Below are 25,971 nucleotides of genomic sequence, written 5' to 3'. Positions count from 1 at the left end.
TGCAACCACCGGAGAAACCGCCATGCGATTCATGATCATCGTCCGCGCCACCGCCGACACCGAGGCCGGCGTCATGCCCGAGGAACCCCTGCTAGCCGCGATGACCGCCTACCACGAGGAACTGGCCAAGGCCGGCGTGCTGCTGGACGCCAACGGCCTGAAGCCCTCGTCCCGGGGCTGGCGTATCCGCTACCGTGCCGGCAAGGGCACCGTCATCGACGGCCCCTTCGCCGAGACCAAGGAGCTGATCGCCGGCTACACGCTGATCCAGGTCCGCTCGCGCGAGGAAGCCATGGAATGGGCCCGGCGCTTTCCCTCGCCCATGGCCGAGGCCGACGGCGAGATCGAGGTGCGCGAGCTCTTCGAGCTGGACGACCTCGGCCCGAGCGAAGCGGTGGACCGCTTCCGGAAGCTGGAAACGACCAGCCGATAACGCGCCGCGCGCCCCTCTCTTCCCAAGGAATCCATCATGCACAAGCAGATCTTCGTCAACCTGCCCGTCGCCGACCTGCCGCGCACCCAGGCCTTCTTCGGCCAGCTCGGCTTCACCTTCAACGCCCAGTTCACCAACGAAAAGGCCGCCTGCATGGTCATCGGCGAGAACATCTACGCCATGCTGCTCACCACGGATTTTTTCCGCGGTTTCGCCAGCAAGCCGATCAGTGATGCCCGGGAAAGCACCGAAGTCCTGGTGGCCCTGACCTGCGACAGCCGGGAAGCCGTCGACGACATGGTGCGCAAGGCCCTGGCCGCCGGCGGCACGGCACCGCGGCCTCCGCAGGACCACGGCTTCATGTACAGCCATGGCTTCGACGACCCGGACGGCCATGCATGGGAGGTCTTCTACATGGACCCGGCCACGGTCGAGCAGGGCTGAGCCTGTGACCCAGGCCGCCACCCACCGGGCCATCGAAGCCGTCTGGCGGATCGAATCGGCCCGCATCATCGCGGGCGTTGCGCGGCTGGTGCGCGACGTCGGCCTGGCGGAGGAACTGGCGCAGGACGCGCTGGTGGCCGCGCTGGAACGATGGCCCGGAGATGGCGTGCCGGACAATCCCGGAGCCTGGCTGATGACCACCGCGAAGAACCGGGCGCTGGACCGCCTGCGCCAGGCCGCCCTGCACGCGCGCAAGCACGAGGAGTACGGCCACGAGACCGAAGTGCTGGGCGCGGGCCATGCGCCGGATCCGGCGGCCCTGGTCGAAGCCGCACGCGACGACGAAGTGGGCGACGACCTGCTGCGCCTGATCTTCACCGCCTGCCATCCCGTCCTGTCCACCGACGCCCGCGTGGCGCTGACGCTGCGCCTGCTGGGCGGCTTGACGGCCGGCGAGATCGCCCGCGCCTTCCTGGTGCCCGAGGCCACCATCGCCCAGCGCATCGTGCGTGCCAAGCGCACCCTGTCGGCGGCCAGGGTGCCGTTCGAGGTGCCCCACGCGCATGAGCGCGCGGCCCGCCTGGACTCGGTACTGGAAGTGATCTACCTGGTCTTCAACGAGGGCTATTCGGCCACGGCCGGCGACGACTGGATGCGGCCGGCGCTGTGCGGCGAGGCGCTGCGGCTGGCGCGCGTACTGGCGGGATTGGCACCGGACGAGGGCGAGGTGCATGGCCTGTGCGCGCTGCTGGAGATCCAGGCCTCGCGTCTGCCGGCCCGCACCGACGCCGACGGGCGCCCCGTCCTGCTGATGGACCAGGATCGCACGCGCTGGGACCCGCTGCTGATACGGCGCGGCCTGGCGGCCCTGGCCCGGGCCGAAGCCCTGGGCGGAGCGCACGGCCCCTATGCCTTGCAGGCCGCGCTGGCCGCCTGCCATGCCCGGGCCCGGACGCCGGACGAGACCGACTGGGAACGCATCGTGGCCTTGTACGACGCCCTGGCGCAGGTGGCCCCGTCCCCCGTGGTCGAGCTGAACCGCGCCGTGGCGGTCGGCATGGCCTTCGGCCCCGCCGCCGGCCTGGCGCTGGCGGACGCGCTGCGTTCCGAGCCGGCCCTGGCGAACTACCACTGGCTGCCCAGCGTGCGCGGCGACCTGCTGCAGAAACTCGGGCGCCACGCCGAGGCGCGCGAGGAATTCCTGCGCGCCGCCGCCATGACCCGCAACCTACGGGAACAGGAACTTCTCCTGGAGCGTGCTGCCCAAGCCCTCCCTTCCCACTGATCCTCCCATGACCTCATCCCCGTCTCCCAAGGCCACCCGCAAGGAATGGATAGGACTGGCCGTCATCGCGCTGCCCTGCATGGTCTACGCGATGGACCTGACCGTGCTCAACCTGGCCCTGCCCGCCATCAGCGCCCAGCTCAACCCGTCCAGTTCGCAACTCTTGTGGATCATCGACATCTACGGCTTCCTGGTCGCGGGCCTGCTCATCACCATGGGCACCCTGGGCGACCGCATCGGGCGCCGCAAGCTGCTGCTGATCGGCGCCGCGGCGTTCGGCGTCGCCTCGGCCATCGCGGCCTTCTCCGACAGCGCGGGCATGCTGATCGCCATGCGGGCCCTGCTGGGCATCGCGGGCGCCACCCTGGCACCATCGACCATGTCCCTGATCCGCAACATGTTCCACGACGAGCACGAGCGCCAGTTCGCGATCGGCGTCTGGATCGCCAGCTTCTCGCTCGGCAGCGCCATCGGGCCGCTGGTGGGCGGGGTGCTGCTGCAATTCTTCTGGTGGGGATCGGTCTTCCTGGTCGCGGTGCCGGTGATGCTGCTCCTGCTCGTGCTCGGCCCGGTGCTGCTGCCGGAATACCGCGACCCGGACGCCGGCCGCATCGACCCGCCCAGCGTGGCGCAGTCCCTGTTCGCCGTGCTGGCGATGATCTACGGACTCAAGCAGATCGCCCAGCACGGCGCGTCGTGGACCGCCGCCGCCATCATCGCGGCGGGATTCGCGGTGGGCGTGGCCTTCGTGCGGCGCCAGCGGCGCCTGCCCTATCCGCTGCTGGACCTGAACCTGTTCATGCGGCCGGCCTTCAGCGCCGCCATCGCCGCCTACGCGCTGTCCTGCCTCGCCATGTTCGGCGTCTACATCTTCATCACGCAGTACCTGCAACTGGTGCTGGGCCTGGACCCGCTGCGGGCGGGCCTGGTCACCGTGCCCTGGGCGCTGGGCTTCGTCGCGGGCTCGCTGCTCGCCCCGAGGCTGGCCCGGCGCGTGCCGCCGCTGTCCATCTTCGTGGGCGGACTGCTCGCGGCCGCCGCCGGTTTCCTGATGGTGCTGCTGGCCGACCGCCCCTACGGACTCGAAGCCATCATGGCGGGCCTGATCGTGATGAGTCTGGGCATGGCGCCGGTGTTCACCATCGGCAACGAGATGATCATCACCTCGGCGCCGCCGCAGCGGGCGGGCTCGGCCTCGGCCATCTCCGAAACCAGCGCCGAATTCAGCGGCGCGCTCGGCATCGCGGTATTCGGCAGCATGGGCACGATGATCTACCGTTCCGGCCTATCGGCGGGCATGCCGGAGGGCATCCCGGCGCAAGTAGCCGAGACCGCCTCGTCGACGCTGGGCGCCGCGGTGGCGGCGGCGCATGCGCTGCCCACGCCGCAGGCCGACGCCATGCTGGCGGTGGCGCGCGGGGCGTTCGTCGATGCGCTGCAACTCTCCGCGGCGGTCGGCGCCGTACTGACACTGTGCGCGGCCGTGGCCGCGGCCTGCATCCTGCGCGGCGGATCCGCCCGCGCCCAGGCACTGCGCGACGACGCGGCGTAGCGCGGCCGGCCGCCGCTCAGCCGCCGAAGGCGAGCACCAGCGCGTGCAGGCCGATCCCGATCAGCCCGCCCACCAGCGTGCCGTTGTAGCGGATGTATTGCAGGTCGGGGCCCACGCTCAGCTCCAGCGCCTGCACCAGCCGCTTTTCGTCCCAGCCCCTGACGGTCTGGGCGATATGCTCGGTGACCCCTTCGCGCAGCCGGGCCGCCAGGCTGCGCGCGCCGGTCATGACATGTTCGTTGATCGCTTCGCGCAGGGCGGGATTGGCGGCCAGCTGGCGGCCCAGTCCCAGCAGGCTCTGCTCCAGGTGCCGCGCCAGCGGCGAGTCCTGCGCATCCAGGTTGCGGCGCAGGGCCGCGTGGATCTCTGCCCACAGCCCCTGCACGTACGCCTGCACCGAGGGGTGATCGATCAGCCGCGACTTGATGCCGTCGATCTGCTCGCGCAATTGCGGATCGTCGCGCAGCCGCGCCACGTAGTCCGCCACCCAGGCCTCGTAGTCCTGGCGCAGCGGATGATCGGGCCGCGACAACACCTCGTGCAGTTCATCCAGCAGCGCGCGCGCCAGCCGGTCCGCCAGATTGTCGGCGATCCCTTCGACCGGTTTCACCAGGTTCACGGTCCCGACGATCCTGGGCCATTCCTTGCGCGCGTATTTCACCATCAGATCCGACACCCGCTCCTTGACGCCCTCGTCGTCCAGGTAGCCCCCCAGGCGCCGCAGGGCCTCGTCCAGCAATTGATGATGGCGGCCGTCGCGCGTCAGCAATCCCAGCACCTCTCCCGCCGTCGCCCCGGCATCCCAGGCCCGCAGGCGGGCGACGACGAAAGACTGGATGGCCTCGCGCACGACCCGCTCGTCCAGCAGGTCCAGCGCCTGCGACAGCCACGTGCGCGCCATGCCCGCCGCCATGCGCGCCTGGGCCGGCTCGCTCAGCCATGCGCCCAGCCGGCTGGCCGGGTCGAATACCTGGAGCCTGGCCAGCAGCGCGTCGGGCGCCAGGAAATGATCGCGCACGAACACGGCCAGGTTGTCCCCCAGGCGCGCCTGGTTGGCGGGAACGATGGCGGTGTGGGGAATCGGCAGGCCCAGCGGCCGCTTGAACAGCGCCACCACGGCGAACCAGTCGGCCAGCGCGCCCACCGTGGCGGCCTCGCAGAAGGCCCGGACCCAGGCCCAGGCGCCCTGCCCGCCCATCGCATGGCTGAGCCCGAAACCCGCCAACGACGCGGCAAGCAGGCCCAGCGCGCCCAGTTTCATGCGGCGCAGGCGGGCCAGGCGGGGATCGGCGGATGGGGAAGGATTCAAGACGGCGGTGCTTCGGTGGGCAAGCCTCCACTTTACCCACGGCCGCGGCGCGCTTCCAGCCGCGGGGGTCGCGGGCGATAGAATCTCCGGTCAAGATTCGCTTCCGGAGCACGACCGCCATGACCGTCCGCCGCATCGTCGCCAATCTCTCCACCCCCGACCCCGCCCTCGCGCGGGAGTTCTACGGCAGGCTGCTGGGCCTGGACGTGGTCATGGACCACGGCTGGCTCATGACCTTCGCGTCCGGCGGCAGCCAGACGCCCCAGGTCAGCGTGGCCAGCGAAGGCGGTTCGGGCACGCCCGTGCCGGCGCTGTCCATCGAGGTCGACGACGTGGACGACGTGCTGGCCCGCGCCCGCGCGCACGGGGCCGAGATCGTCTACGGGCCCTGCGACGAAGCCTGGGGCGTGCGGCGCTTCTACGTGCGCGACCCGTTCGGCAATCTGGTCAACATCCTGACGCATCGCTCGTAGGCCGGCACCCGGCCGAGCAGGCGTCCCGACGCGCGACGCCCCTATGTTCTAATCTGCCGGCAGGGCCGTGCCGGCCGCCGACTCACAGGACGCAAACCATGGCATCCCAGATCCACATCCTTTCCTCGATGGCAACCAAGCAGCTGCTTGCCGATCTCGTCGCCCAATTCCAGCAATCGCACGCACAGCAGGACATCCTCGTGGAATCCGTCGGCGGCGTCGATGCCGCCCGGCGCGTGCAGTCCGGCGAAGCCCTGGACGCCGTCGTGCTGGCCGCCAACGTCATCGACCAGATGACCGAAGCCGGGCATATCGTGGCGGGCAGCCGCGTGGACCTGGTCGTATCGGGCGTCTACGTGGCCGTGCGCGCCGGCGCGCCGCGCCCGGACATCGGCTCCGAAACCGCCCTCAGGCAGGCCGTGCTGGACGCTGGCACCATCGGCTACTCCACCGGTCCCAGCGGCGTCTACCTGTCCAAACTGTTCGAACGCTGGGGCATCGCCGACCAGATCAAGGACCGCACCGTCCAGGCCAAGCCCGGCATCCCGGTGGGGACCCTGATCGCCAAGGGCGAAGTCGATCTCGGATTCCAGCAACTGAGCGAAATGATGAACGTGCCGGGCATCGACATCGTGGGTCCCCTGCCCCCCGGCCTGCAGGTCATGACCACCTTCTCCGCCGGCGTGGCCGCCACCTGCACCCGGCAGGACACCGTGCGCGAACTGCTGGCCTTCATGGCCAGCGCCGACGCGGCCGAGATCAAGCGCAAGAACGGCATGGACCCCGCCTAGGGCCGCCATGAACGCCGCGGCGTCCCTGTTCCAGGCCGACCGGCTGACGCTGGGACTGGCCCTGCCCTGGGTCGACGCCGCCGAACATGCCGGCCGGCGCGAAGTCGATTTCCACCATCAACTGGAACTGGCGGCCCAGGCCGAATCGGCGGGTTTCGCCGCGCTGTGGGTGCGCGACGTGCCGCTGAACCATCCCGGTTATCCCGAAGCCATCGGCCATCTCGATCCGTGGACATGGCTGGGCGCGCTGGCCGCGCGCACCCGGCGCATCGGCCTCGTGACGGGTGCCGTCGTGCTGACGCTGCGCCATCCGCTGCACGTCGCCAAGGGCGCCGTCTCGATCGCCTCGCTGGCGCCGGGACGCTTCGTGCTGGGACTGGGATCGGGCGACCGGCCGCCCGAATACCTGGCGTTCGGCCGTGATGCCGCCACCCGGCGCGAGGATTTCCGCGCGCGCTGGGAACAACTGTCGGCCGCGCTGGGGACCCCGCCGCGCGTCGTGCCCGACGTGCAGGACGATCCGCCCGTGGCCTTCAGCCTGCGGCCGCTCCCCGCCACGCCCGTGCCCATGCTGGCCGTCGGTTCGGCCGGCCAGAGCCTGGACTGGATCGCCCGCCACGCGGTGGGCTGGACCACCTACCACCGTCCGCCGGAAGTACAGCGCGGCCGCCACGGGATGTGGCGCCAGGCGGTGGAACGCGCCGCGCCGGGCCAGTTCCGTGCCTTCGGCGTCGCCATGCGCGTGGAACTGCTGGACCGCCCCGAAGCCCCGGCCGAAGCCATCGAACTGGGCTATCGCACCGGCGCACGGGCGCTGGCCGGCATCCTGGCGCGCATGCGCGAAGCCGGCACCCACCATGTCAGCCTGAACCTGCCCGCAGGCGCCCGGCCGCTGCCGGATGTCATCGCCGAGCTGGCCCCGCTGAACGCCGAGCTGTCCTGAACGGCCTTCAGGACAGGCCCGTCACCGGCAATGCCGCGCCGTGGACGGCGCGGGCCGCCGGCGAAGCCAGGAAGCGGATCACTTCGGCCAGGTCGGCCGGCGCCACCCAGCGCGCGGGATCGGCATCCGGCATGTCGCGCCGGTTCTCGGGCGTATCGATGATGGTGGGCATGACGCAATTGACGTTGATGCCCCGCTCGCGCAGCTCCGCTGCCATGGACTCGGTCAGCCGCATGACCGCGCTTTTCGAGGCGCAATAGGCGCCCATGCCGGCCGTGCCGCGCAAGGCGGCATGGGCGGCGACGTTGACGATCCGGCCTTCACCCCGTGCCACCATGCCGGGCACGACGGCGCGCGCGGTATGGACGATGCTGCGGGCGTTCAGGTCCAGCAGGAAATTCCAGGTGGCGTCGCGGATCTCGTGCACGGCCTCGCCCATGCGGAAACCGCCGGCGATGTTGCACAGCACGTCGATCGCGCCGAAGCGGTCCCGCGCGCGGTCCGCCGCATCCGCGACCTGCCCGGCATCCAGCAGATCCACCGGCGCGATCAGGCACGAGGCCGCGCCCAGCCCCGCCGGCGGTTGCGCCTCGCGGCGGTCCAGCAGCACCAGGTTGGCGCCCTCGGCGGCAAAGGCGGCGGCAACGGCGCCGCCCAACGTTCCAGCCGCGCCGGTGACCATGACCGTGCGCCGCCCCGTATGTGTCGATGCCATGTCAGTTCCCTTCCGCCCGCGCGGCATGGTAAGCGCCCGTACCCCGGGTCATGATGTCGTCCCCCGGCAGCAGGATGCCCGGCTCCAGTTCGGATTGCTGGCGTACGCGCTCGTAGACGGGCGCGAAATCGACCCGCGCGAGCTCCAGCAGTTCTTCCAGGTCGTGCAGCACGAAATAGGTTTCCTGGAAATCGTCGATGCGATAGCGCGTCCGCATCACGCGCTCCAGTTCGAAGCGGACCCGGTTGGGCGAGGGGTCTGCCAGCGCGAACAGGCTTTCCGCGTACGACGAGATGATGCCCGAGCCGTAGATGCGCAACCCCTCGGTCTGCTGCACCAGGCCGAACTCCACGGTGTACCAGTACACGCGCGCCAGGTTGGGCAGCACACCCATGCGCTGGGCACGCAGCCCGCCTTCGCCGTAGGCCTGCACGAAATCCGCCAGGATGGGGTTCATCAGCATGGGCACGTGGCCGAAGACGTCGTGGAAGACATCGGGCTCTTCCAGGTAGTCGAGCTGGTCGGCGCGGCGGATGAACTGCCCGGCGGGAAAACGCCGGTTGGCCAGGTGCTCGAAGAACACGTCGTCGGGCACCAGGCCGGGCACGGCCACCACCTGCCAGCCGGTGCGCCGCGACAGCACGTCGCTCAGGCGGCGGAAATCGGGAATCTGGTCCGCGCCTATGGGCAGGTCGCGCATGCCCTCCTCGAACTCGCGGCAGGCGCGGCCCGGCACCAGCCTGGACTGCCGCTCGAACAGGAACCTCCAGACGGCGTGCTCTTCCTGGGTGTAGCGCTCCCAGCCCTGGTCTATGGTCCAGTCCGCCCGCTCCGGCCGGCCCGCGTCGCCGGCGGCAAGACCGTGCTTGGGCGCGGTCGATGGGTGCTTCATCCTGGCCTCTTATCCGGAATGGGCGCGCGCAGCCTCGTCGGCGTGGCGCGCCAGGTCGATGTCGCGCTGTGTCAGGCCGTTCGCGTCATGGGTGGTCAGCGTGACGTCCACCCGGTTGTAGACGTTGGACCACTCGGGATGGTGATCGTTCTTTTCCGCATACAGGGCGATGCGCGTCATGAACGCGAAGGCCTGGCTGAAATCCTGGAACTGGAACCGGCGCCGGATGGCGCCCCGCTGCGCGTCCAGCTGCCACTCGGGCAGCTTCGCCATCGCCTGCTCGATGTCCTGCGCACTCAACTTCTGCATGGCCTGCTCCTTGCGCCGGGAGATCGCACCGCAGCCGCGCCCCGGCTGTCGCGCGGCCTGCGCTCCCCGACAAATCTTATTCCGTTGCCTGGAAACCGGAAACCCGCATCCGGTCGCGCCACTGGCCACGTTCGCGCTCCAGCCTGGACCCGAGCCCGGCGGTGGGCTGAGCCGGCAGGGCGTAGCCGAGGTCGGCGATCGCCTTGCGATAGGCGGGGCTGGCCAGCACCGCATCGGCCCGCGCCTGCCACTGCGCCAGCCGGTCGGCCGGCGTTCCCGCCTTGGCGAAAAGGCCGAACCAATCCACCGCCTCGAGCTGCGGCAGGCCGGCTTCGCGCGCGGTCGGCACGCCCGGCAGCTTGGCATTGCGCTGCGGCGAGGTGATCAACACGGCGCGCAGCTTGCCCTGGGCCTGGTAGGGAACGAGCAGTTGCTCGGTGGTGATCAGCGCCGCGACCTGCCCGCCCAGCACGTCGGTGACGGCATTGGCGCCTCCGCGGTAGGGCACGTGCGTCAACGGCGTGCCGCCCTGCCTGGCCAGCTCCGCGCCCAGGAAGTGCTGCGGCGTCCCCAGGCCGGGCGTCGCGTAGTTGGCCTGGTCGGCATGGCCCTTGGCCCAGGCCATGAACGCCGCCAGCGTGGCGCCCTGCGCGGCGGGCCCCAGCGCCACGCCGAAGCCGTATTCGGCCAATGCGGACACCGGCGCGAAATCCCGGACTGCGTCGTAGTGGGCGGACTTCAGCACCATGGGCGTCAGCAGCAGCGAACTGGCCGGCATCACCATCAGCGTCTGGCCGTCGGCGGGGGCGGCCTGCACCGCATCGATGGCCAGCTTGCCGGTCGCGCCGGCGCGGTTCTCCACCACCACGGGAAAGCCGGCGACCTGCCGCAGGTGCTCGGCGAACACGCGCGCCACGGCATCGGGCGCCCCGCCGGCCGGATAGCCCACCAGCAACCGCGCGCCGGCCTGCTGTGCCTGGGCCATGCCGGCCACGGCGGCCAGCGCGGCCGCGATCAGTCCGCGTAGGACCCTGGGGTACTTCATGTCTTGTCTCCTGCCGGTTTTGTGATGATGCGGCGCCGGGCGCCGCGATGGAATCCGCTCCTCACGCCAAGACCGGCGTGTATCCCCCTATGCCCGTCCCGGCCCGGATCGCCGCGTCGCCGCCATGGCGCCGGATCAATTCGGCCTGTCGCGCCTTGGCGCGGCGATCGACCTCGTCGGGGTCGCAGAACCCGGCCAGCCGCTCGCGCCAGGCATGCACGCGGCCCGGCGACTTCGCGGCGATGTCGTGCAGTTCGTCCGGATCGTCGTCCAGGTCGAACAACTGGGGAGGATGGTCGCAATAGTGGACGTACTTGGTATGGACGTCGCGCAGCATGAAGACGGCCGCGCGCGAACCCACGGTATGGTATTCGGACAGCACCGCGCGGTCGGCGGGCAGCTCCCGCAGCAGCGAACGCGCCGATGGCGACACGCGTCCGGCATCGGCGGGTACGCCCACCGCGTCCAGCACGGTATCGTAGACATCGGTCTGGCCGACGGGCGTGCGCTCGACCCGTCCGGCCTCGATGCCGGCACCGGATAGGATCATCGGTATGCCCACCGACTCGGCATACATGGTGCTCTTGCCCCAGAGGCCCCGCGCCCCCACGTTGTCGCCATGGTCGCTCAGGTACATGATGCGCGTCGCGTCGTCCAGCCCGCACTCCTTCAGCGTGCGCACCAGCGTGCCCACCTTGGCATCCAGGAAGCTGACCAGGCCGTAGTAGCCGGCCAGCGCCCGCCTGACATCCGATTCGTCGCGGAAATGGACGTTGTAGCCGGTCTCGCGCGCATACTGGCGGATGAAGGGATGGGCCGCCTCGTCGATGCCGAACCGATAGGCCTTGGGCAGGCGCAGGGGCTGCGCGGCATAGCGGTCGAAGAAGGGCGCCGGCACCGTCAGCGGAAAATGCGGCGCGACCAGCGATACCATCAGTACCCAGGGCTTGTCCGGGGTGGGCGTCGCCGCCTTGCGACGCAACCATCGGACCGCCGTGTCGCAGATGCGGTCGTCGTAGCGGTTGTAGTCCGACTCGCCCGCACGCGCCGAGGCCAGCATGTTCGCGCCGTCGCCCAGCGAGGCGGGCGGATCGCGCAGCAGCATCTTGACCTCGCCCCGGCCGCCATGGATGTGCATGGGCAGCAGGCTTTCGGAAAAACCGTAGTCCTCGCCCGGGGCGCCGCGATAGTGCAGCTTGCCTATGGACACCACTTCATGCCCGTGCTCGCGCAGCACGTGGTGCCAGCTGGGCACGGCACCGTCGTAGGCATCGACATTGTCCCAGTAGCCGGCCTCGTGCACCGCCCGCCCGGTGGCGAGCGCGGCACGGGTCGGCACACAGATGGGGCTGGCGCATACCGCGTTGGCGAAACGCGTACCCGACGCCGCCAGCGCATCCAGGTGCGGAGTCGACACCTCGCCATGGCCGGCGCAGCCCATGACGCCGGGGCTGTGTTCGTCCGACAGGATGATCAGGAGATTGGAAGCCATGAAACGGATCGTTGAACGCTGCGGAAGAGACGATGCGCGCTTTTTGTTGTGTTGTCAATGATGTTTTGACAACCAATTGGCGGCCGGCACGCTCTTCTGTCAACATGGCGCCTGTCCGTTCCACTTTCGTCCCGGCCGATGCCCATGACCGCCCCCTCCCGATCCTCGTCCCGCCGGCGCGGAACCGCGCCGGTCGATTTCGACCTGACCTCGCTGCTGGGCTTCGTCATCTTCCGGCTGTCATCCAGCCTGGGCGGCCTGGCCGAACGGGATGCGCAGGAAGTGGCCGGCCTCACGCTGCCCGAATACCGCTGCCTGGTGGTCCTGGCCACGCGCGGCGACATGGGCGTCACGCCCCTGTGCCAGATCATGCACATCGACAAGGCCTGGGTCAGCCGCACGCTGGCCAAGCTGGCTCAGGCGGGACTGGTGGGCTCCATCCCCGATCCCGCCGACGCGCGCCGCACCATCTTCAGCGTGACGCCGCGGGGCCGGCAGACCGGCCAGGCGCTGATCGCCCGGGCCATGGACAGGCAGGCCAGGATGCTGGAAGGATTCGACAGGGAAGAGGTGGAACGCTTGCTGGAACTGCTGCGCCGGATGCAGGAGAACGCCGATCGCGCGAAGGGCCGGTAGCCGCCCGGCTCAGGCCTCGCCAGCTGGCGTTCCGCAGTCCACGCATTTCATCGGTCCCCTGCGAGGCGGGAAGATGACGCTGCTCCAGCACAGCGTCACCAGTGCCAGCGCCACCTGCGGCCAGTTCACGTCGCGCGCGAACCGCGTGCCGCCGCAGGCCTCGCATCGCGCGGCGACGGGCTGGTCGAACACTTCCTGCTGATACTCCCCGCTGTTGCGGCGCGCCAGCACCGCCTGCGCGCGCGGCAGCGACAAGGCGGGAACCTGCACCTGCACACCGCCCAGGGCCAGCGAGAAAGGCCAGTTGGCCCATACCTGGTGCTCGTTCTGCAGCAGCACCGGGATGCCCTCGCTTTCCAGCAGCCCACGGGTGATGTGGGCGTCCCAAGGGTTGGTATGGACTTCCAGGGTGACGAACTCCGCCATTGCACGCCCCTCCCGTCGCCGCGCGGCGTCCCGCCAGGAATCGCCACGCCCCGTCTCGACCACGCGACTAGACCCGCTCGAAGATTCCCGCGGCGCCCATGCCCGTGCCCACGCACATCGTGACCATGCCGTACTTCAGGTTCCTGCGCCGCAGCGCATGCACCACGGTAGAGGCACGGATCGCGCCGGTCGCCCCCAGCGGGTGGCCAAGCGCGATCGCGCCCCCCATCGGATTGACCCTGGCCGGGTCCAGGCCCAGGTCGCGGATCACCGCCAGCGACTGCGCGGCGAACGCCTCATTGAGTTCGATCCAGTCGATATCGGACAGCGACAGGCCGGCCTGCCGCAGCGCGGCGGGCACGGCTTCCTTGGGGCCGATGCCCATGATCTCCGGCGGCACGCCCCGCACCGTGGCGGTCACGAAACGCGCCAGCGGCACGAGGTTGAATTCCTTGAGCGCTCTCTCGGACACCAGCACCAGCGCGCCCGCGCCGTCCGAGGTCTGGGAACTGTTGCCGGCGGTCACGCTGCCCTTGGCCGCGAACACCGGCCGCAACCTGGCCAGCGCCTCGGCGCTGGTGTCGGCACGCGGCCCTTCGTCCAGCGACATCGTGCGCTTGCGCACCGCCACCTTCTCCGCCTCCAGGTCGGGGAAGTGCGTCACCACCTCGATGGGAGCGATCTCGTCCTTGAACTCGCCCGCCTGCTGGGCGGCCAGCGCCTTCTGGTGCGAGGCCAGCGCGAACGCATCCTGGTCTTCCCGCGACACCTGCCACTGGGCGGCCACCTTCTCGGCGGTCAGGCCCATGCCGTAGGCGATGCCGATATTCTCGTCGCCCTCGAACACCCGCGGATTCAGCGACGGGTTGATGCCCATCATCGGCACCATGCTCATCGATTCGGTGCCGCCCGCGATCATCACGTCGGCCTCGCCCACGCGGATCCGGTCGGCGGCCATCGCCACCGCGGTCAGCCCCGACGCGCAGAAACGGTTCACCGTGACCGCGCCCACGCTTTGCGGCAGGCCGGCCAGCAGGGTGGAAATCCTGGCCACGTTCATCCCCTGCGCGCCCTCGGGCATCGCGCAGCCGATGATGGCATCCTGGATACGCCCCGGATCCAGCCCCGGCACCTGCGCCAGCGCCGCGCGCAGCACATGGATCAACAAATCATCCGGCCGCACCGTCCGCAACGCTCCCCGCGGCGCCTTCCCGATCGGCGTGCGCGACGCGGCAACGACATACGCATCCTGAACCTGACGTGACATCCCCATCTCCTTCAATTCGTCCGTGGCGCCGGCAAGCGCCGCCATATTCCAAAGCCCTGCTCACCCAGGATGCGGTGGATCCGGCTCCGCCGGTCCACCCGCATCGCCCCCTGGGGGGCGCGCGTCAGCGCGTAGGGGGGGGCCACATCAATTCCTTATAGGTTTGCCGGTCTGCATCATGCCCATCAGGCGCTCCTGGGTCTTGGGTTCGCCCAGCAGCGACATGAACGTCTTGCGCTCCAGCGCCATGATCCACTGTTCGTCCACCAGCGACCCCGCCTCGATCTCACCGCCGCACAGGATCTCGGCAATCGCATGGCCCAGGCGGTAGTCGTAGTCCGAGATGAAGCCGCCGTCGCGCATGTTCACCAGTTGCGCGCTCAGCATGGCGATGCCTTCGCTGCCGGCGGCCGCGAACGGCTCCTTCCATGGCGCGCGCCAGCCCGTGTCGTGCAGGGCCTGCGCCTCGCGGATGGCCGCGTACAGCACCTCGTGCACGTTGAAGACGATGGGGTCGTCGTCCAGCAGGTAGCCCATGCGCCGGGCCTCGACCGCGGACTTGGAGACCTGCGCGGTGGCGGCCTGGAAGGCGTACTTCTTCAGGAAGGCCATCAGCGGCATGTCCGGCGCCAGCGCCCGCTCCTGCGCCGCGCGCCGGGCCAGGTAGGTCAGGCCGCCGCCGCCCGGGATCAGGCCCACGCCCACCTCGACCAGGCCGAGATAGGTCTCGAAATGCGCCACGCGGCGCGCGCAATACACCGACAGCTCGCAGCCGCCGCCCAGCGCCATGCCCGCCAGCGCGGCCACCGTGGGCACCTGGGCGTAGCGCAGCCGCAGCATCAACTGCTGCAGGCGTTCCTCCTCGGGCGCGACGGCCTGCACGCCGCCGCTCATGAACAGCGGCACGATGGCCTGCAGGTCGGCGCCGGCCGAGAACGGCTCGCCCGGATTCCAGACCACGAGCCCGCGGTAGTCCTGCTCGGCCAGGTCGACGGCCCGCAGCAGCCCCAGCGTCACGGCGGGGCTGATGGTGTGCATCTTGGTCTTGAACGAGGCGATCAGCACATCGTCCAGGCCGGCGCGGTCCAGGGTCCACAGGCGGATCGCCTCGTCCTCGAAGACGGTCTTGCCGGCGGCCAGCGGCACGATGCCCTCTCCTACCAGCGGCGCGCGGAAGATCTGGCGCGCATAGACCGGCAGGCTGGAGCGCGGCTCGAACCTGCCCGCGGCCGGGTTCCACGACCCTTCCGGCGTATGGACGCCGCCGCGCTCGGCCACCGGGCCGCTGGTCACCCAGGCCGGCAGCGGCGCGCTGGACAGCGTCTTGCCTGCCGCGATGTCGGCCTGCACCCATTGCGCGACCTGCAGCCAGCCGGCCTGCTGCCACAGCTCGAACGGGCCCACGCCATGGCCGAATCCCCAGCGCATGGCGAAGTCCACGTCGCGCGCGGTGCCGGCGATGTCGGCCAGGTGCACGGCGATGTACTGGAAGGTATCGCGCAGGATGGCCCACAGGAACTGGGCCTGCGGATGCTCGCTGTCGCGCAGCGCCTGCAGGCGCTGCCCGGCGTCCTTGTTCTTCAGGATGCGGGCGACGGCATCGTCGGCCTTGCCGTCGGCCGGCACGTACTCGCCCTTGGCCGGATCCAGCCTGAGGATGGCCTTGCCCTGCTTGCGGAAGAACCCCGCGCCGGTCTTCTGCCCCAGCGCGCCCTGCTTGATCAGCCCGGCCAGCACCGGCGGCGTGCCGTAGTGCGCGGCGAACGGATCATCGGGCAGGTAGTCTTCCATGGTCTTGATGACGTGCGCCAGCGTGTCCAGCCCGACCACGTCGCCGGTGCGGAAAGTGCCGGACTTGGCCCGGCCCAGCTTGGCGCCGGTCAGGTCGTCCACGACGTCGTAGGTCAGCCCGAAGCGCTCGGCCTCGATCATCGCGGACAGCAATCCGAACACGCCCACGCGGTTGCCGATGAAATTGGGCGTGTCCTTGGCCCGTACCACGCCCTTGCCCAGCACCGTGGTCAGGAAAGCCTCCAGATGGTCCAGGATGGCGGGTTCGGTATGCGCGGTGGGAATCAGTTCCACCAGGTGCATGTAGCGTGGCGGATTGAAGAAGTGCACGCCGCAGAAGCGCGGCAGCAGCGCGGGGGCCATGCCCTTGGACAGCTCGGTGATCGACAGGCCCGAAGTATTGGTGGCGAAGATGGCCCGCGGACCGATCGCCGAGGCGACCTTCGCATACAAATCATGCTTCCAGTCCATGCGTTCGGCGATCGCCTCGATCACCAGATCGCATTCCTTGAGCCTGGCCAGGTCGTCTTCGTAATTGGTGGGCTCGATCAGCGATGCCAGTTCCGGCACCGCCAGCGGAGCGGGGCTGAGCTTGCGCAGGTTGTCGATGGCCTTCTGCACGATGCCGTTCTTGGGGCCTTCCTTGGCGGGCAGGTCGAACAGCACCACCGGCACCTTGGCATTGACGCAGTGCGCGGCGATCTGGGCGCCCATGACTCCGGCACCCAGCACTGCGACTTTGCGGACGAGGAAATTCGACATGGTCTTCCTGGCGATAAACGGGCCGGAGCGGCCGGCCCAATCTAGGGCATGCGCGACAGCCGCCGCGCACGGGCGATTCGGGACTAAAGACACGCGCAGCCGCCACGCCTCATCGCAGCAACTGCCTACTCGCATAGTCTACCTCTTGAAGGGAGCGGCGCTGGCGGGCCGGAAGGAAAGCCCGCCCCGCGCGGCCGATGGCCGCGCCCTGGGACTAGACCCGGGAGGCGCGCGTCAGCGCGTAGAGAGGGTCCACACGTCCTTATGGGACTTGGTGCTATAGAGGCCAGGTTCCAGCTTGCGCAGTTGCGGCAGGCCGTTCGTCCCCTTGGGCTGCGCCGCGATGTATTCCAGGAACACGTCGGCATCCAGCACGCCCACGTCGAGCCGCCGCGCGGCCGGCACGGCCGCCAGGGTGGCGTAGCCATCGCCGCCGTTGGCGTTGAAGCTCAGCACGAACAGCTTGTAGGTGCGGGTGGCGTTGCCCAGGTCCAGCAATCCCCAGTTCCCCGTGGCACTGTCGCGCAGCTCGATGTTGCTGACCCGGCTGCCCTTGAGCTGGGTCGCATCCACGTCCCAGCGCAGCCCACCGGTGTAGGGATAGGGCCCCGTGGCGCCGGTGCCGCCATAGGTGGCCTCGATGCCGTCCTCCAGCAGGTTCTTGATCTCCGTCGCGGTCACCTCCAGGCGATACAGCTGGTTGCCGAAAGGCACGACCTCGATGGCGCGGCCCGCGGTGATGTCGCCCTGCAGGGGCACCCGCACGCCACCGCCGCTTTGCAGCGTCAGGTCGGCACCGCCATAGGCCTTCTGCGCAATTTCCAGGAAGGCCTGCGCCACGATCTGCTGGATGTCGCCGCCGCGCCGGGTCACGTCGCCCAGCGCGTTGCAGGCCGCGCTCGACCGGCCGTAGTCGTTCCAGCCGGCCGTCTGCGTGGGCGAGCCGCCCGGCACGCGGCGCGAGCACAGTTCGTCGGGCGCCTGTGCCACGACCGTCTTGTTGAACGCATCCACCTGCAGCTTGAACGGCTGCAGCAGCTGCGCCGCCGCGGCGTCCGGCGCCACCACTTTCAGGAAACCGCTGGCCTGCACGTCGGCCAGGATCGCGGCCCGGTCCGGCGCACCCGCCGCCGCGCCGCCAATGGCGAAATCGTCGCCGATCAGCACATGCGGCGTGCCTTCGCACTTGCTGATCTCGCCCCTGGCGTCGAACTCCACCTTCAGCTCGCCCACCACCCGGCTGTATTCCCAGGCCTGGACCAGGCACACGGGCTTGCCCTGCTTGTCGGTCATCCGCGTGGGATAGGCGCCACCGGGCGTCGCACCCAGCGCGTACGTGCCCGCCATCGCGTCGGGGCCGAGCAATGTATGCGAGTCCCCGCCCACCAGCACGTCCACGCCATCGAGCCTGGCGATGATCTGCTTGTCGTACCCGTAGCCGGTGTGGCTGAGCAGGATGATCTTGTCGATGCCGTGCTTGCGCAGCGCGTCGATCTCGCGCTGCGCCGCCACCGCCTCGTCCTCGAACACCGTACCCTTGTCCGGGCTCGAGGACGCCTGGGTCTTGGCCGCGATCGTCAGTCCGATGATGCCGATCTTCTGGCCGTCGCGCACCACGACCGTCGACGGCGATACCGCGCCCGCCGCGCGCGAGGGATGCAGCGCCGAGGACGCGGCGAAGCTGACGTTCGCGCTCAGCACGGGCGTTCTGCAACTGCCGGCGTGCAGCAGGTCGATGAAATGCTTCAGGCCGCTGTCGCCCTTGTCGAACTCGTGGTTGCCGAGCGCGAAGGCGTCGAAGCAGACCGTGTTCATCAGGGCGGCATCGGGCTCGCCCATCTCGCCCGCCCGGTTGAAATACAGCGTGCCGGTCAGCGCGTCGCCCGCGTGCAGCTTGAGCACGTGGGTCGACTTCGCCGCCAGCTGGTCGATCGCCGCCTTCACCCGGGGAAAGCCTCCGGCCGATACCGCGACGGCCTTGCGCGATCCGTCGGCCACCTTCAGTTGCAGCGTGGCCGAGGTGGCATCCAGGTGGGAATGATGGTCGTTGACGTGCAGGATGGTCAGGGCCAGGGGCCGCCCCTGCGGCTCCGGATTGACGGGAATGGGATCGTCATCGCCCGAGGACAGGCATCCTGCCGCCAGCAATACCGCGGCGAGCCCCACACCGCCGCTCACGAGTCTTTTCATGGTTTTCATCCGTTTGTCACTGAAGGACTCGAAGGATGGAGGCGTGTCATGAAACGGTCGTGAAGCTTGCATGAAGATCGTGTTGCACCGTCCCCGGGCCGTCCGGGGACGAGCCCCGCGATCAGAACAGGCCGAGCAGCGCGGCCAGTCCCAGACAGGCGAAGATCAGTGCCGCGATGCCATGCACCAGCCGCACCGGCAGCCGATGGGCCAGCTTGTCGCCCAGCAGCACGGCGGGCACATTGGCGATCAGCATGCCGAGCGTGGTGCCGGCCACCACGGCGTAGTAGGCATGGAATTGCGCGACCAGCGCCACGGTCGCCACCTGCGTCTTGTCGCCCATTTCCGCCAGGAAGAATGCCACCACCGTGGTGCCGAACACGCCCAGCCTGAGCTTGCCGGTCTCGGCTGCGTCGAGCTTGTCGGGAACCAGCATCCAGACCGCCATGGCGATGAAGGAGACGCCCAGTATCCAGCGCAGCGCGTCGGGACCGATCACCTGCGTCAGCCACGCGCCAACGGCGCCGGCCAGGGCATGGTTGACGATGGTCGCGGTGAAGATGCCCAGGATGATGGGCCAGGGGCGCCGCCAGCGGGCGGCCAGGAACAGGGCGAGCAGTTGGGTCTTGTCGCCGATCTCGGCCAGGGCCACGATGCCGGTCGAGACGAGGAAGGCTTCCATGTTTGATACGCGCTCCGGGCCGGACGGTTGACCGAATGATCGTGCAACAGCCCCGGCCCACCGGAAGCTGCACGATCAAAGGTCTTGCCAAGTCCTGGACCGCCTGCGCCATGCCCGTAGGCAAGTGTGTTGACGCAGGCCCTTGCACCCGAGGGCAAGGAGGCTACTCCCCAATGACGGGCGCAAGTATAGCGCAACTGCTCCGCCGTACGCCGCATAATATGCGCTGCTTCAAGATGGAATGTCCGCATGAAGAACCGCTCCTCCGACCAGGACGACCGGAGCCCGGCCAACCCGCTGGCCCAGGTCACCGGCGCCTGCCTCGCCGCCGCGGCGCTGCTCTCGCCGGTCGCCCACGCCCAGGACGATCCGCTTCCCATCCCGGTCGGCTTCGTCCACCTGACCGACGTCGCCCAGACCGTGCGGCTGGACATCCGCTATCACGGCAGCGCCAATTTCATGGGCCGGCCGGCGGCGGGCTACGACGCCCCCACCTGCATCCTGACCGAGCCCGCCGCGCGGCGCCTGCTGGCGGTGCAGCGCGAGATCCGGCCCCAGGGCCTGACGCTGAAGGTCTTCGATTGCTACCGGCCCCAGCGCGCCGTGACCGATTTCGTGGCCTGGACGCGCGACGCCGCCGACCAGAAGACCAAGGCCGAATACTTCCCCGGCGTGGACAAGGCCGCGCTGCTCGACCTGGGCTACATCGCCGAGCGATCCAGCCATAGCCGGGGCAGCACGGTGGACCTGACCCTGGCCGCGCTGGAGCCCGGAGCCGCCTCGGCCCTGCCCACCCGCGGTCCGTTGCTGGCCGGCGGCGAGGTCGACATGGGAACCCCCTTCGATCTTTTTGATGTAAAGTCGCATACAGACAATCCTGATTTACCCGAGGCTGTCCGACACAATCGCCGGTTCCTGAAGGAACTGATGGCCAGGCACGGTTTTCGCAACCTGCCCGAAGAGTGGTGGCACTACACTCTGGACGAAGAACCGTATCCGGACACCTATTTCAATTTCCCCGTACGCTGATCCGCGCGCCGCGCGCACGGCGCACGCACAACAAGAAGATGCATCCCCTGGACGGACTCACCCCGCCGCGCAAGTACTGGGCATTGGCAGCCACGATGCTGGCGATGGCGATGACCGTCCTGGAAACCACCATCACCAACGTCGCGCTGCCGTCCATCGCGCGGGACCTGGGCGTCTCTCCGGCCCAGGCCGTCTGGATCGTCAATACCTACCAGCTCGCGATCGTCGTCGCCCTGCTGCCCTTCTCGTCGCTGGGAGAAATCCTGGGCTACCGGCGCGTGTTCGGCGCGGGCCTGACGGCCTTCACCATCGCCTCGGCGGGCTGCGCGATGTCGCAGTCGTTCACGATGCTCATTTCCTTCCGCGTGTTCCAGGGCCTGGGCGCGGCGGCGGTCATGAGCGTCACGCCGGCCCTGCTGCGCTTCATCTATTCCCAGAAGCAGTTCGGCCGGGCCATCGGCTATAACGCCCTGGTCGTGGCGACCTCGTCCGCCGCCGGGCCGATGATAGGGTCGCTGATCCTGTCGGTCGCCTCCTGGCCCTGGCTGTTCGCGGTCAACCTTCCCATCGGCCTGTTCATCCTGTCCATCGGCAGCCGCATGCTGCCCGAGACCGAACTCGCCAAGCGTCCTTTCGATGCGCTCAGCGCCACGCTCAGCGGATTGACCTTCGGCCTGATCGTGGTGGGCGTGGACCGGCTGCTGCACGATTTCATGACGGCGCTCGCGCTGCTGGCCGGCGGCGCGGTGGCCGGGCTGGCGCTGGTCCGGCGCGAACTGACCCAGGCGACGCCGCTGCTGCCGCTCGACCTGCTGCGCATCCGCCAGTTCGCGTTCTCGGTCGGCGCCTCGGTCTGCGCGTTCTCGGGCCAGACCATTTCCTATATTTCGCTGCCGTTCTACTTCCAGCAGATCCTGGGCCGCAGCCAGCTGGAAATGGGCATGCTGATGGTGCCCTGGCCGCTGGCCGTGGCCATCGCGGCCCCCGTGGCCGGACGCCTGTCGGAATCCGTCGCACCCTCGATCCTGTGCTCGATAGGTGCCGGACTGGTCGCCGGCGGCCTGGTGGTCATCTCGTTGCTGCCCACCAGCACGCCCAACGGCTGGATCATGGCCTGCATGGTGCTTTGCGGCACCGGCTTCGGCATGTTCCAGACTCCCAACAACCGGGTCATGCTGACCGCGGCCCCGCGCCATCGCAGCGGCGGAGCGGGCGGCCTGCAGGCCACGGCGCGCCAGTTCGGCATGGCACTGGGCGCGGCGCTGGTGGCACTGGCGTTCACCGCCGCCTCGGCGCACGGGCCGACCACGGGCCTCGTGCTGGCCGCCGTCTTCCTGGCCGCGGCGTCCGCGGTCAGCGCGGCGCGGCCAGGCACCCGCATGTCAAGGTAGTTCGAGCTCGGCCAGCAGCGGCGCGTGGTCCGACAGGCGTGTCCAGGGCCTGCCGTACAACACGCTGGCCTGCCTGACCGAGAATCCGCGCTGGTAGATCCGGTCCAGCCGCAGCCACGGAAAGATGGCGGGGAAAGTGCGGGGCGGACGCGGCGCCATCAGTTCGTTGCCCATGCCGAGCTTGGGCGGGCCCTGGAACCCGGGCCGCAGCCGCCAGGGCGAGGCTTCCCCGCCCCGCAGCACCCGGCCCAGCATGCGGACCGAATCGCGCAGGCGCGGCAGTTCCACGTTGTTGCCCCGAGGCGCGGTCGCGAACACCTCGTGCAAGCCCAGGCGTTCGACCAGGATGTCCGACAGCACGTTGGTCCAGTCGTTGAAGTCCCCGGCGATCAGGATGGGATCCGACGACGGCACGACTTCCTCGATGCGCGACACCAGCGCTCCCACCTGGCGCGACCGGCTGCCGGCGAACAGTCCGAGATGCACCACGAAGCAATGCACCTCGTGGCCGCCGATGCCCACGCGGGCATGCAGCAGGCCGCGCTGCTCCAGGCGGTGATCGGAGATGTCCTGGTTCTGGTGCGACAGGATGGGAAAGCGCGACAGCAGCGCGTTGCCATGATCGCTGTGCCGGTAGACGGCATTGCGGCCATAGGCGGCCTCCAGCCTCAGGGCCGCGGCCAGCATCTCATGCTGCTCGTGCAAGGTACCGGACTTGTCGTTGCGCCCCTGGACTTCCTGGAGAAAAGCCAGGTCGGCGCGCAGCCCGTGCAGGCCGAGGCGCAGTTCCTGCACGGACTCGCGCTTGCCCAGGGCGGACACGCCCTTGTGGATGTTGTAGCTGACGATACGAACGACTGACATCGTGAGCATCAAGGGGGGACAAGGGATTCATTCTAGTGGATTCGCTGCGCTATCATGAATCGGCAGTTCCCCCGCTCCGGTGCGGCCGGCGGCCGCGCTCCGGCATCCCCTTTTCTCATCCAGATCCGGGAATCTTCATGAGCACCTACAAGATCGGCGTGATCATCGGCAGTCTCCGCAAGGAATCGTTCAACCGCCAGCTGGCGAAGGCCGTGACGAAACTGCTGCCATCCAACTTCCAGACGGAGGAAATCGCCATCGGCGATCTCCCCCTGTACAACCAGGATCTCGATACCGCCCTGCCCGGGCCCGTCGTCACGTTCAAGCGGCAGGTGGAAGCCGCGGACGGCCTGCTGTTCTTCACGCCGGAATACAACCGGTCGTACCCCGGCGTGCTCAAGAACGCGCTGGACTGGGGCTCGCGCCCCTGGGGCAAGAGTTCGTGGCCGGGCAAGCCCGCCGGCATCATGGGCGCCTCGCCCAGCCAGGTCGGCACGGCCCTGGCGCAGGAACACCTGCGCATGGTGCTGTCGGCGCTGGACGTGCCCGTGCTGCCTCAGCCGAGCATCTTCGTGCAGTACACCGGCGGGCTGGTGGATGCGGACGGCAAGATCACCAATGAGGCCAGCGCCAAGTTCATCCAGGGATTCGTGGATCGGTACGTGGGGTGGATGGAGAAGTTTCCCCCCCCTACGCCCTGACGGGCGCCCCCCGGGGGGCGGCACTGGCGGACCGGCGGAGCCGGATCCGCTGTGCCCTGGCAACCAACGGGCTGGTGGGGGTCAGCGGTTGGGCATGAGGGCGGCGATGGCGACGCCCAGCCAGCCTACGATCATGGCGCCGCCGCCGAAGGGGGCGGTGCCCCAGAACAGTTTCATGCCGGCCAGTTGGCGCAGGGCCAGGTCCACCGAGAACAGCAGCGTGCCGGCGATGATCAGGGCCGCGGCGCCGATCAGGGCGGTGCGGCCGCGCTGGACGTGGGGCACCACGGCGGCCAGGCCGGTGATGGCGGCGGCATGCAGCAGCAGGAACAACGCGGCGGTGGACAGGATGCCTCCACCCGTCAGGTGCGTGGCCATGGCGGCCAGCATGACGCCGGCCGCGCCCATCGGTGCGGCGCAGCCCAGCAAGACTCGAGAAGATAACAACATGCAGCGCTTCCTTGAAAAATGGCCCCACGCTTGCCGCCGCGCGGCGGCGCTGCCCCGCCAGGGGCGGCCCGGCGATGAAAAACCGGTCGGGCCCGGGTCGCGCCGCCGGCCGGCTACTTCGCGAACACCTGGCCGAGATCGCCAAATGCCTTGAATTCGAGCGCGTTGCCCGAAGGATCCAAAAAGAACATAGTAGCCTGTTCGCCCACTTCCCCCTTGAAACGGACGTGTGGCTCGATCACGAACCGGGTGCCGGCCTGGCGCAGTTTCTCGGCCAGGGCCTCCCATTCGTCCATGGGAAGAATGGCGCCGAAGTGGCGCACGGGGACGTCGTCCCCGTCGACCGCGCTGGTATGGCGCGTGCGGGCCTCGCCCGGCGACAGGTGGGCCACGATCTGGTGCCCGTAGAAATTGAAATCGACCCACGCGTCCGAGCTGCGGCCCTCGGGACAGCCGAGCAGGCCGCCATAGAAGGCTCGCGCCTGCGCGAGATCGTCGACGGGGAAAGCCAGGTGAAAGAGCGGGATGCCAGCCATGAGGAAACTCCGGTGCAGGCCCGCCATCCGGGCCCGGGCTATGATTGTATTGAACGAAACTTCCGATGCGAAACGAAAGTTTCCCGGCCTTGTCATCGATTTTTTCTATTAGCACCCAGGCATCCCCATGGTGATCCGCTACCTGCAAACCTTCATGGCCGCCGCGCGGGCTTCGTCCTTCTCGGCCGCCGGCGCGCGCCTGGGGCTGACCCAGTCGGCCGTCAGCACCCAGATCAAGCGGCTAGAGGAAGACCTGGGCTGCCTGTTGTTCGAGCGGGCGGGCAAGTCGGTCCGGTTGAGCGAACGCGGGCGCCAGTTGCTGCCCGAGGCCGAGCACATCGTGCAGCGCTACCAGGCCATGCGCGGCGCCAGCCGGCAGCCGGCGCCGGTGGCCATCACCGTGGGCGCGATTTCCACTGCACAGACGGGGTTGCTGCCCGGCGCGCTGCGGCGCTTCCGGCAGTCCCTGCCCGCCGTCCATGTCAACGTGGTGCCGGGCATGTCCTCGCAGCTCCTCGCGCAGGTGGACGAGCAGGAACTCGACCTGGCCGTGCTGATCAAGCCCAACCTGAACCTGCCGCGCCACCTGAAATGGACCGCGCTGATGCGCGAGCGCTACGTCGGCATCGCGCCGCGCGGAACGCGGGGGGACTGGGAGGCGGTGGCGGCGGCGCTGCCGTTCATCCGCTACAACCGCAAGTCGCATGGCGGCCATCTGGTCGACCAGTTCCTGCGCCGCCTGTCGACCGGCGTGGACGAGCTGATGGAACTGGACGAACCGGCCGTCATCCTGCGCATGGTCCGCGAGGGGCTGGGCTGCGCCGTCATCCCGGGCACGCTGGTGGATGCGGCCGCCGACAGGCAGGTGCGCATCGTCGAGCTGCCCGGTCCGCCCTTCTTCCGCGAGATCGGCGTGGTCGCGCATCCGCGCGAGGCCAACGAAGCCGTGCTGGCACCGCTGGTCGAAAGCATGCGGAAACAGGCGGTCGAGCTGGAGGCGCGCGCCTGACGCCGCCCGCCGGCTGGCACGGACATCCCCGGAAACGATGCGGGCGGCGCGGCGCCTTGTCCATCGCGCGCATGCCATGCTACGGTTTTCGTACGTTCCGACGCCTGCCTGCCAGGAGACCGCCCATGACACGCACCTCCATCATGCCTTGCCTGGTCTACCGCGATGCCCCCGCCGCCATCGACTGGCTGTGCCAGGCCTTCGGCTTCACCCAGCACCTGGTGGTGCCCGGGGACGGCGGAACCATCGCCCATGCCCAGCTCACCCTGGGAGACGGCATGATCATGCTCGGCTCGGGTACGAGCGAACTCATGCGCCAGCTTACCGCCCTGCCGGCCGACATCGGCGGCCGGCAGACCCAGACGCCCTACGTCGTCGTCGCCGATCCCGACGCGCACTACGCCACCGCCATCAAGGCCGGTGCCCGCATCGTGCGCCCCATCCAGGAGGAAGATTACGGCGGCAAGGGCTATACGCTCGCCGATCCCGAAGGCTATGTCTGGCACTTCGGGAGCTACGACCCGTGGCAGGACTCGGAACTGAATCCCCCGTAG

Annotated in this window: 27 protein-coding genes and 1 riboswitch; of the genes, 13 read left to right on the top strand and 14 right to left on the bottom strand. The window is 69.3% G+C overall.

Features of this window, described 5'->3' with window-relative positions; genetic code table 11:
- Nucleotides 1-22 precede the first annotated feature (22 nt).
- From CDO46_RS05675 to CDO46_RS05660, 4 genes are read left to right on the top strand one after another with little or no spacing between them, the layout of a single operon-like run.
- Entirely contained in the window at nucleotides 23-433 is a 411-nt protein-coding gene (locus CDO46_RS05675) for a YciI family protein (protein WP_087837590.1), read from the top strand.
- Between the two features lie 36 nt (nucleotides 434-469).
- Nucleotides 470-877, top strand: a complete 408-nt coding sequence (locus CDO46_RS05670; RefSeq protein ID WP_087837589.1) for a VOC family protein — start codon at nucleotides 470-472, stop codon at nucleotides 875-877.
- Between the two features lie 4 nt (nucleotides 878-881).
- Nucleotides 882-2,162 carry an RNA polymerase sigma factor gene (locus tag CDO46_RS05665; protein ID WP_087837588.1) on the top strand — a complete coding sequence of 427 codons (1,281 nt, stop codon included), beginning with the start codon at nucleotides 882-884 and terminating at the stop codon, nucleotides 2,160-2,162.
- A gap of 7 nt (nucleotides 2,163-2,169) precedes the next feature.
- On the top strand, nucleotides 2,170-3,714 hold the full coding sequence (locus CDO46_RS05660; protein ID WP_087837587.1) for an MFS transporter: 1,545 nt from the start codon (nucleotides 2,170-2,172) through the stop codon (nucleotides 3,712-3,714).
- A 16-nt stretch (nucleotides 3,715-3,730) separates the two neighbouring features.
- Here CDO46_RS05660 and CDO46_RS05655 read toward each other — a convergent pair whose 3' ends face one another.
- A complete protein-coding gene (locus CDO46_RS05655; RefSeq protein WP_087837666.1) occupies nucleotides 3,731-4,975 on the bottom strand; it encodes a DUF445 domain-containing protein in 1,245 nt (414 codons plus the stop codon).
- A 167-nt stretch (nucleotides 4,976-5,142) separates the two neighbouring features.
- Here CDO46_RS05655 and CDO46_RS05650 point away from each other — a divergent pair, with 167 nt between their 5' ends.
- From CDO46_RS05650 to CDO46_RS05640, 3 genes are all read left to right on the top strand, one after another.
- The gene (locus tag CDO46_RS05650; protein WP_087837586.1) at nucleotides 5,143-5,496 is read left to right on the top strand and encodes a VOC family protein; all 354 of its coding nucleotides are present in this window, start codon (nucleotides 5,143-5,145) and stop codon (nucleotides 5,494-5,496) included.
- Nucleotides 5,497-5,594: 98 nt separating this feature from the next.
- Nucleotides 5,595-6,287, top strand: a complete 693-nt coding sequence (locus CDO46_RS05645) for a substrate-binding domain-containing protein (protein ID WP_087837585.1) — start codon at nucleotides 5,595-5,597, stop codon at nucleotides 6,285-6,287.
- 7 nt (nucleotides 6,288-6,294) lie between these two features.
- Nucleotides 6,295-7,230 carry a TIGR03571 family LLM class oxidoreductase gene (locus tag CDO46_RS05640; RefSeq protein ID WP_087837584.1) on the top strand — a complete coding sequence of 312 codons (936 nt, stop codon included), beginning with the start codon at nucleotides 6,295-6,297 and terminating at the stop codon, nucleotides 7,228-7,230.
- 7 nt (nucleotides 7,231-7,237) lie between these two features.
- On the opposite strand, the gene CDO46_RS05635 is transcribed toward CDO46_RS05640, so the two are convergent.
- The 5 genes from CDO46_RS05635 to CDO46_RS05615 form a co-directional block, all read right to left on the bottom strand.
- Complete coding sequence (locus tag CDO46_RS05635) at nucleotides 7,238-7,945, bottom strand: SDR family NAD(P)-dependent oxidoreductase (protein ID WP_176400664.1); 708 nt, start codon at nucleotides 7,943-7,945, stop codon at nucleotides 7,238-7,240.
- Between the two features lies 1 nt (nucleotide 7,946).
- On the bottom strand, nucleotides 7,947-8,837 hold the full coding sequence (phhA, locus tag CDO46_RS05630) for a phenylalanine 4-monooxygenase (RefSeq protein ID WP_087837582.1): 891 nt from the start codon (nucleotides 8,835-8,837) through the stop codon (nucleotides 7,947-7,949).
- 9 nt (nucleotides 8,838-8,846) lie between these two features.
- Entirely contained in the window at nucleotides 8,847-9,170 is a 324-nt protein-coding gene (locus CDO46_RS28585; RefSeq protein WP_254914562.1) for a 4a-hydroxytetrahydrobiopterin dehydratase, read from the bottom strand.
- 52 nt (nucleotides 9,171-9,222) lie between these two features.
- On the bottom strand, nucleotides 9,223-10,191 hold the full coding sequence (locus CDO46_RS28580) for a tripartite tricarboxylate transporter substrate-binding protein (RefSeq protein WP_087837580.1): 969 nt from the start codon (nucleotides 10,189-10,191) through the stop codon (nucleotides 9,223-9,225).
- Between the two features lie 61 nt (nucleotides 10,192-10,252).
- On the bottom strand, nucleotides 10,253-11,683 hold the full coding sequence (locus tag CDO46_RS05615) for a sulfatase-like hydrolase/transferase (RefSeq protein WP_087837579.1): 1,431 nt from the start codon (nucleotides 11,681-11,683) through the stop codon (nucleotides 10,253-10,255).
- Between the two features lie 144 nt (nucleotides 11,684-11,827).
- Between CDO46_RS05615 and CDO46_RS05610 the strand changes: the two genes are divergently transcribed.
- Nucleotides 11,828-12,319, top strand: coding sequence for a MarR family winged helix-turn-helix transcriptional regulator (locus CDO46_RS05610; RefSeq protein ID WP_165963020.1), 492 nt, complete (start codon nucleotides 11,828-11,830; stop codon nucleotides 12,317-12,319).
- A 9-nt stretch (nucleotides 12,320-12,328) separates the two neighbouring features.
- On the opposite strand, the gene CDO46_RS05605 is transcribed toward CDO46_RS05610, so the two are convergent.
- The 5 genes from CDO46_RS05605 to CDO46_RS05585 all read right to left on the bottom strand — a co-directional run bounded on the left by CDO46_RS05605 (nucleotide 12,329) and on the right by CDO46_RS05585 (nucleotide 19,437).
- Nucleotides 12,329-12,745 carry a DUF2007 domain-containing protein gene (locus CDO46_RS05605; protein ID WP_087837577.1) on the bottom strand — a complete coding sequence of 139 codons (417 nt, stop codon included), beginning with the start codon at nucleotides 12,743-12,745 and terminating at the stop codon, nucleotides 12,329-12,331.
- Between the two features lie 67 nt (nucleotides 12,746-12,812).
- Nucleotides 12,813-14,012 (bottom strand): acetyl-CoA C-acyltransferase, encoded by a 1,200-nt coding sequence (locus tag CDO46_RS05600; RefSeq protein ID WP_087837665.1) that lies wholly within the window; start codon nucleotides 14,010-14,012, stop codon nucleotides 12,813-12,815.
- A gap of 147 nt (nucleotides 14,013-14,159) precedes the next feature.
- The gene (locus CDO46_RS05595) at nucleotides 14,160-16,565 is read right to left on the bottom strand and encodes a 3-hydroxyacyl-CoA dehydrogenase/enoyl-CoA hydratase family protein (protein WP_087837576.1); all 2,406 of its coding nucleotides are present in this window, start codon (nucleotides 16,563-16,565) and stop codon (nucleotides 14,160-14,162) included.
- Between the two features lie 234 nt (nucleotides 16,566-16,799).
- Entirely contained in the window at nucleotides 16,800-18,764 is a 1,965-nt protein-coding gene (locus CDO46_RS05590; RefSeq protein ID WP_087837575.1) for a bifunctional UDP-sugar hydrolase/5'-nucleotidase, read from the bottom strand.
- A gap of 112 nt (nucleotides 18,765-18,876) precedes the next feature.
- The gene (locus tag CDO46_RS05585; protein WP_087837574.1) at nucleotides 18,877-19,437 is read right to left on the bottom strand and encodes a TMEM165/GDT1 family protein; all 561 of its coding nucleotides are present in this window, start codon (nucleotides 19,435-19,437) and stop codon (nucleotides 18,877-18,879) included.
- Nucleotides 19,438-19,455: 18 nt separating this feature from the next.
- Nucleotides 19,456-19,621: riboswitch (yybP-ykoY riboswitch) on the bottom strand.
- A 65-nt stretch (nucleotides 19,622-19,686) separates the two neighbouring features.
- Between CDO46_RS05585 and CDO46_RS05580 the strand changes: the two genes are divergently transcribed.
- Together CDO46_RS05580 and CDO46_RS05575 are read left to right on the top strand one after the other, a co-directional pair.
- Nucleotides 19,687-20,466, top strand: a complete 780-nt coding sequence (locus CDO46_RS05580) for a M15 family metallopeptidase (RefSeq protein ID WP_087837573.1) — start codon at nucleotides 19,687-19,689, stop codon at nucleotides 20,464-20,466.
- Between the two features lie 38 nt (nucleotides 20,467-20,504).
- A complete protein-coding gene (locus tag CDO46_RS05575) occupies nucleotides 20,505-21,857 on the top strand; it encodes an MFS transporter (protein ID WP_087837572.1) in 1,353 nt (450 codons plus the stop codon).
- Here CDO46_RS05575 and CDO46_RS05570 read toward each other — a convergent pair.
- Nucleotides 21,849-22,721 carry an endonuclease/exonuclease/phosphatase family protein gene (locus CDO46_RS05570; protein ID WP_087837664.1) on the bottom strand — a complete coding sequence of 291 codons (873 nt, stop codon included), beginning with the start codon at nucleotides 22,719-22,721 and terminating at the stop codon, nucleotides 21,849-21,851. The genes CDO46_RS05575 and CDO46_RS05570 overlap by 9 nt on opposite strands.
- A gap of 137 nt (nucleotides 22,722-22,858) precedes the next feature.
- Between CDO46_RS05570 and CDO46_RS05565 the strand changes: the two genes are divergently transcribed.
- Nucleotides 22,859-23,422 (top strand): NADPH-dependent FMN reductase, encoded by a 564-nt coding sequence (locus CDO46_RS05565; protein WP_087837571.1) that lies wholly within the window; start codon nucleotides 22,859-22,861, stop codon nucleotides 23,420-23,422.
- 81 nt (nucleotides 23,423-23,503) lie between these two features.
- Here CDO46_RS05565 and CDO46_RS05560 read toward each other — a convergent pair whose 3' ends face one another.
- Together CDO46_RS05560 and CDO46_RS05555 are read right to left on the bottom strand one after the other, a co-directional pair.
- A complete protein-coding gene (locus CDO46_RS05560) occupies nucleotides 23,504-23,872 on the bottom strand; it encodes a DUF423 domain-containing protein (RefSeq protein WP_087837570.1) in 369 nt (122 codons plus the stop codon).
- Nucleotides 23,873-23,985: 113 nt separating this feature from the next.
- Entirely contained in the window at nucleotides 23,986-24,408 is a 423-nt protein-coding gene (locus CDO46_RS05555) for a VOC family protein (protein WP_087837663.1), read from the bottom strand.
- A gap of 127 nt (nucleotides 24,409-24,535) precedes the next feature.
- On the opposite strand from CDO46_RS05555, the gene CDO46_RS05550 reads away from it, so the two are divergent.
- Nucleotides 24,536-25,417 carry a LysR substrate-binding domain-containing protein gene (locus CDO46_RS05550; protein WP_369597218.1) on the top strand — a complete coding sequence of 294 codons (882 nt, stop codon included), beginning with the start codon at nucleotides 24,536-24,538 and terminating at the stop codon, nucleotides 25,415-25,417.
- Between the two features lie 125 nt (nucleotides 25,418-25,542).
- A complete protein-coding gene (locus CDO46_RS05545) occupies nucleotides 25,543-25,971 on the top strand; it encodes a VOC family protein (RefSeq protein ID WP_087837569.1) in 429 nt (142 codons plus the stop codon).

The organism is Pigmentiphaga sp. NML030171, from assembly GCF_002188635.1.
GTDB classification, from domain to species: domain Bacteria; phylum Pseudomonadota; class Gammaproteobacteria; order Burkholderiales; family Burkholderiaceae_B; genus Pigmentiphaga; species Pigmentiphaga daeguensis.
Note: the sequence above shows the minus strand (reverse complement) of the source record. Positions and strands in the feature narration are given on the sequence as shown.